This is a genomic window from Prevotella sp. AM42-24 (genome assembly GCF_003461825.1).
Classification (GTDB): domain Bacteria; phylum Bacteroidota; class Bacteroidia; order Bacteroidales; family Bacteroidaceae; genus Prevotella; species Prevotella hominis.
Genome location: NZ_QTXV01000029.1, coordinates 1 through 5,329 on the forward strand (window position 1 = coordinate 1; position 5,329 = coordinate 5,329).

9 protein-coding genes are annotated in these 5,329 nt (G+C 37.5%); 1 reads left to right on the forward strand and 8 read right to left on the reverse strand.

All coding sequences use genetic code 11. From position 1 onward, the window contains the following. Positions 1-20: 20 nt before the first annotated feature. The 8 genes from DW917_RS09765 to DW917_RS09800 are packed head-to-tail and all read right to left on the reverse strand — an operon-like array spanning position 21 to position 4,656. Positions 21-491, reverse strand: a complete 471-nt coding sequence (locus DW917_RS09765) for a hypothetical protein (protein ID WP_158570108.1) — start codon at positions 489-491, stop codon at positions 21-23. Positions 492-523: 32 nt separating this feature from the next. Next, a complete protein-coding gene (locus DW917_RS09770; protein ID WP_118118248.1) occupies positions 524-745 on the reverse strand; it encodes a hypothetical protein in 222 nt (73 codons plus the stop codon). A gap of 2 nt (positions 746-747) precedes the next feature. Further along, positions 748-1,782, reverse strand: coding sequence for a toprim domain-containing protein (locus tag DW917_RS09775; protein WP_118118250.1), 1,035 nt, complete (start codon positions 1,780-1,782; stop codon positions 748-750). 8 nt (positions 1,783-1,790) lie between these two features. Continuing rightward, positions 1,791-2,498 (reverse strand): hypothetical protein, encoded by a 708-nt coding sequence (locus DW917_RS09780; RefSeq protein ID WP_147344158.1) that lies wholly within the window; start codon positions 2,496-2,498, stop codon positions 1,791-1,793. Continuing rightward, positions 2,413-3,744 carry a hypothetical protein gene (locus DW917_RS09785; protein ID WP_233524695.1) on the reverse strand — a complete coding sequence of 444 codons (1,332 nt, stop codon included), beginning with the start codon at positions 3,742-3,744 and terminating at the stop codon, positions 2,413-2,415. Before DW917_RS09785 ends, DW917_RS09780 begins: the two co-directional genes overlap by 86 nt. A gap of 10 nt (positions 3,745-3,754) precedes the next feature. Further along, positions 3,755-4,063, reverse strand: a complete 309-nt coding sequence (locus tag DW917_RS09790; RefSeq protein WP_118118256.1) for a hypothetical protein — start codon at positions 4,061-4,063, stop codon at positions 3,755-3,757. 4 nt (positions 4,064-4,067) lie between these two features. Further along, on the reverse strand, positions 4,068-4,349 hold the full coding sequence (locus DW917_RS09795) for a hypothetical protein (RefSeq protein WP_118118258.1): 282 nt from the start codon (positions 4,347-4,349) through the stop codon (positions 4,068-4,070). After that, positions 4,327-4,656, reverse strand: coding sequence for a hypothetical protein (locus DW917_RS09800; RefSeq protein ID WP_118118260.1), 330 nt, complete (start codon positions 4,654-4,656; stop codon positions 4,327-4,329). The genes DW917_RS09795 and DW917_RS09800 overlap by 23 nt, the downstream gene beginning before the upstream one ends. 146 nt (positions 4,657-4,802) lie before the next feature. Between DW917_RS09800 and DW917_RS09805 the strand changes: the two genes are divergently transcribed. Beyond that, positions 4,803-5,177 (forward strand): helix-turn-helix transcriptional regulator, encoded by a 375-nt coding sequence (locus DW917_RS09805; protein ID WP_147344159.1) that lies wholly within the window; start codon positions 4,803-4,805, stop codon positions 5,175-5,177. Positions 5,178-5,329 lie beyond the last annotated feature (152 nt).

Consider the following 5,329-nt stretch of genomic DNA (forward strand, 5'->3'; position numbering starts at 1 on the left):
TTCAATCGATTACATAAGAATTAACAGAGTATTGATTTATATAAAAGTCTTTTGATTTTTCTTTTAACCACAAAATTTTCCACGATACAATGAATGGAAAAAAAAAGACCAAACATCTGTATGAAGATTAGAAACATACCAAGACTTTTTATGAAAACCAAACCGCTATATTTCCATCCAAGGTAAGCAGCAAAAATAACTTCGCAGACCATAAACATGCCACTTGTAAAGCTGAAAACGAATGTATAGACGTTCTTCTCTATAAAGTTCATCTGTAAAACCCTATTAAGAGGGTTTTCGTTTTTGTGTGCTAATGTGTATGATTCTTCAGCCTTACTTACGCATTGTTCTATACGTTTCCACTTGTTTGCAATAAATATTATTTCAGAGACAGTCATATCCAACAACCCTGCTACGGCTGCAATATTACGAACAATAACGCAATCATCACACCATATCCAAATTGACAGCCATAGAAATATTGTACTCATTGAAAGTAAGTCCCAACACATTTTTTTCATACTTATATCTTTTTAAGTTTTATCTTTATTCCCTTCAAATTTCTTTCACCTCTATCCCAGAAGCATGAACGTCTAAGATAGAAAGGTTGACCTTTAAGCCAAGGGAACTTATCATAGAAAGCCTTCCATTTCGCTCTTCCTGCTTTCAAAGAAGGCACTTCAATACAGCTTCTAACATAGCTGCTACCAAAGACCAATGTATTATCACAAACATTTTTATCCATAATTATTTTCCATTAATGAGTTTGATAAAATCTTCCGTTGTATTGCCTATGGCGAAATAGTCACTGATGTCTTTCTCTTTCTTGCTACCTTCCAATGGTAATTGAAGACGAGATACATTGTATCTATTTTTGAAGTCTTCGACTCGTTCTTTCGACTCCTTGATGCCTGTTTCATCTGAATCATACAGAAAGATTATTTCCTTGAAACGCTCAGAAAGTTCTTTCAACTTATCTTCCGGCACCTTTGCAGTCTCGCTGTTGAAGGCTATGCCATAAAAACCATGAGCTGCAAGCGAAAGCACGTCTTTCTCACCGCCTGTTATGAATACACGTTCTCCAGATGTAGGCAGTTTGTTCCATCCGAAAATATATGGCTTGGGTAAGTCACCAGCATACATGAAACGATATTCAGACTTTGGACGATAAAATTTGATGCCAAGCCCTCCATTGAAGTAATATCCATATATAGGAACAAGTTCACTGCTTACGATAGCAAATTTCTTTCCGTCTGTTTTGACAAACGAACAGCTTTTGATACTTTTCACGTCGTATCTCAGCAGCGTTTTTTCATCTATCCCATAACGTTGCCAATATTCCAACTCTTTGTCCGAAAAATGCTTTGTTATAGGTTTGAACTCAGAAATGGAACATTGTTTTTCCTTGCTACCACAGGCTATCACCTTTTTCAGCTTCACCTGTTTGCTATGAAAACCATCATCATAAGATGAAAACACATTGAGCTGCAGATCTCGGTCAATCTGTTCAAGAAGTCGCTTGAAATCTGTGGTTAAGTTATAGTCAAGCAATTTTGCAACAATAACAAAACAATTACCACAGAATTTGCTATCACCGAAGTCTTGAAGGAAATAGTAGTAACTGTCTCCTCCAGACTCGTTCTTATACAGACGGCAAGATGCCCTTTTGTCCTTTCGATAAGGATTGCGGAAAAACTTGGCGGTGCAGTCATCGCCAAGGTAGTGCTTGAAAACGTCAAGCCCCCCATGGGTCTTTTGCAATATTTTCTTAGCTTCTTCCATCCCAATTATTATTTATTTAAAAATGTGTATTCATTAACCTTAACTCTAAAATCTATGTCTGGCATAACAACGATGTCAAACATTTCATTCATTCTTGCAGCTATTCTGTCTCCATACTTAGGGCGAATTTCCACATTTGCAATATTTGTTGTCATTATAGTTGGCAAACGAGCCTCGTATCTATAAGCCAGAATGTCGGAAACTGGAGTGTATTCATTGCCGTATGAAGAGACAATAGTCGGCTCCAAGCCAAACTCATCTATACCAAGTAGAGTGGAGTTCATGTATTGCTTGAATGCAGTTTTGTCTTTGATGACAATCTCACATAGTTCTTTTGCCGTCGGGCATCTAAAGCCTAATACCTTGTTCTCTGAAATCGGGTTAGGATCTTCAAGTTCCAAAGCTTTGATAACTTTTCTTATTGCCATAAGGGTTGTTGTCTTTCCATTGCCAGGAATGCCATTCAGCAGCAGACCCCATTTCTTTTCAGGTGAGACAAGCCAATTGGCAACTGCTTCCAACTGTTTGCTCTGCTGCTCATTTCTTATATAATGATGAAAACCGCTTTCCACGACTTTCTCAAATGCACATTGCAAGCCTCGCTTGCAAAGGTCTTCATCAATCGGCAGCTTAGAAAGATTGGGTATAGACTTCTCCTTCAGACGACTTAGGAACAAATCTACTTCCAGTTTGCTTGTCTTGTTTAGAAACTCCATATTGATTATTACTTTTTGATGTTGCACTATTGTTCTTATAGAGCCAATCTACAAAATGGCTCTTGTAATCTTGAATGTCCGTATGGGTAGTCTTTCCTCGACATATCATGTCTAAATCGAAATCCTCCAACCTACACTTTACAACTTCCACTCTGGCGAGAGAGAACTTTCTTGCGATAGCTTCAAGCCAAAGCTTGTCCTGCTCCAAAAGCTCCAGAAAACTTTCTTTCCTTGCTTTCTTTTGTTGGTTTTCTTTCTCTTCTTTTCCATCCAAAACTTCAAAATTCTCAACTTCTCTCGCACGCGCGGATGTTGATGATATATTTTTCTTTATTTCTTTATTTCTTATATTCTTATATGTTGTTACTTGTATGTTATCTGTTTGTTGGTCGTGTGTTAGCTGTGTGTTAGCTGTATGTTGGTTGTATGTTAGCTGTGTGTTAGTTAGAGTATCATTGTCAATGTAACCCATTGCGCCACAGGTGTTTACATCTAAATTCGGTTGGTCGCTTTTTGAGGCGAAAACCAAGGCTTGCTGCACACTTTCACACTGAATGTTAGTTGTATGTTGGTTGTATGTTAGCTGTATGTTAGAAGGTGCAAATCCAGACTGGTAACTATCATAATTACAGATAGTTATGATATGTGGGCGGTTGGTCGCTTTTTGAGAAATTAATATTTCTTTAGATTTTTGCAACTTCTCTATACACGTTCTGATACTCCTGTCAGATATGTTGGTCGATTCTGTCAGAGACCTTCTTGTCACCATTATTTGACCTCTTCCAAGAATATTCTCACCATTCGCAGAAGGACAGAAGTTAACAGTCAGCAACAGGTGTATGAACAGATGAAAGGTTAAGGCATCCTTATACCAACGCCAATCTTCTATCTTGCGATACAACTTAATCCAATTAGGATTGAGTTCGTCCTTGCCCTCTGGCTGAAAACTATCATACGCCACGACAGATATTGTTGTGTGGTGTTTACAAGACAAAACTTTTATCTGTTTTGTCTTCAATAACTTCTTTATGCAGGTTCGCACAGTCTGCAATGACAAACCTGTATTGTTGCACAATTGTGCATAGCTTGTAAGCATCTGTCCTCTCTTGATAACCACTTCCCCTATTTCCTTGTCGGAAAATGAGGCGTGAAGAAGAATATGCAGGTACAGAAGCACCATGTGCGAATCTTTATACCAACGCCAATCACAAAATGTTCTTGGCAATTTTATCCAACTATAATCCAAACCTATCATTCTAATTCACATTAAGTTCATCGTCCTCACATCGTTCAATAACGAAAGACAACATTAGATTACCTTTCTTTGACATTATCTTTATGTAATCGTCACAGATAACCAATTTGCAGAATTTACCTATCATGGAATGGTGCTGGTGCCAATTGTATTTCTGACCATTGATGGCACTCGATATTGCCTTCAGATTCTTCTGACATTCTTCTTTGCTCGGATGAGGATCATACAAATCAGGCATAATGTTGAACAGAAGACATTGCATCCACAAAGGTTTCTTAGCCTTATATATGTTTTTTTGTATTCTGTACATGGACCTAACTAGAGAAGTAATCTTGTTGTTGATTGAAGAGTGTCTTCAAATCCGAAATTTTATACTCTATCTTTCCTGGTCGCTTGGCAAATGGTTTAAGTCTGCCTTCCTTCACCCATCTGCGCACATTACCAGTTCCATAACGTCTATATGCCTCTCTTTGCGAACAGACGGTCTGTGGAGTTTTCTTCATCATTTCCACAAGTTTCGGGGCAAGGGCATCCGTTATCTTGGCAATAAAAGCCTCATAAGCTCCACTGTTTTCATCCAATATTATCTGTACCATAATAATTATGATTAGGGTTATTCATATCAAAAAAGTAAGTTGGTTTGGCTGCTCGTTCTTCGGCAGTAGGATAATAAAGCGGCTTCAGGCTGCTTTTGTACACACCTGCCTTTGTGAGCATAAGTCTTATACCAGCTCTTGTAAGACCATACTTCTTTGCCAACGCTTCGAAAGCGCAATTGGGAGAAATAACCTTTTTCTTAATCATTTCACCAAAGGTATTAAGATATTCATCAACTACCTTCATTCTTCTCAGTTGGCTTTTTGGAAAAACCTCCTGATAAATTTCAAGATTTTCTTTTGCCATATTATATTTTTTTATTAATTTTGCAAAGTTATTGGATAAACTTTCGAAAGAATATCCTTATACTTTCGTGTGCAAAGATAATAAAATTATTAATTGCATATAATAAAACACTTAAATATATAAGAAATTTTAACGCAAATAAAGATATGGATGGACTTGAATTAAAGAAAATCTTAATTGGGAATGGCTATATGTTGAAAGACATTGCCGCCAAATTAGGAATGACACAACCTAATTTCAGCCAAATAATAAAGGCACAGGATATAAAAACTGGCACATTGGAGAATATCTGTGACGTTCTTGGCGTAAAGATGGATTTCTTCTATGGCGAGACAAAGTATGCTCCTGTTACCAAACAGGAGTCAACCGAAGATGACCCAATGGCAAGCGAAGACCTTAACCAAAAGGTTCAGTATTTGCAAGGACAGTTGACAGCAATGAAGGAAGCCTACCGTTTCCTTCTTGACAGCCTTTCAACAAACGGCTCGTCTAATTCTTTGCGTCAAGCAGCGAGCGAGTAAAACATGAGTGTAAAATCATCTATCATGATTTCACCAAAGGTAATAAGAAAAAGTAATATACTATAAATATATATGGAAATGTTTTACAAATGTTTCCGATAACTTCACGCATCTCCCATTTACAAAGGATTTTTTGCTGCCGCCCAAGCTGC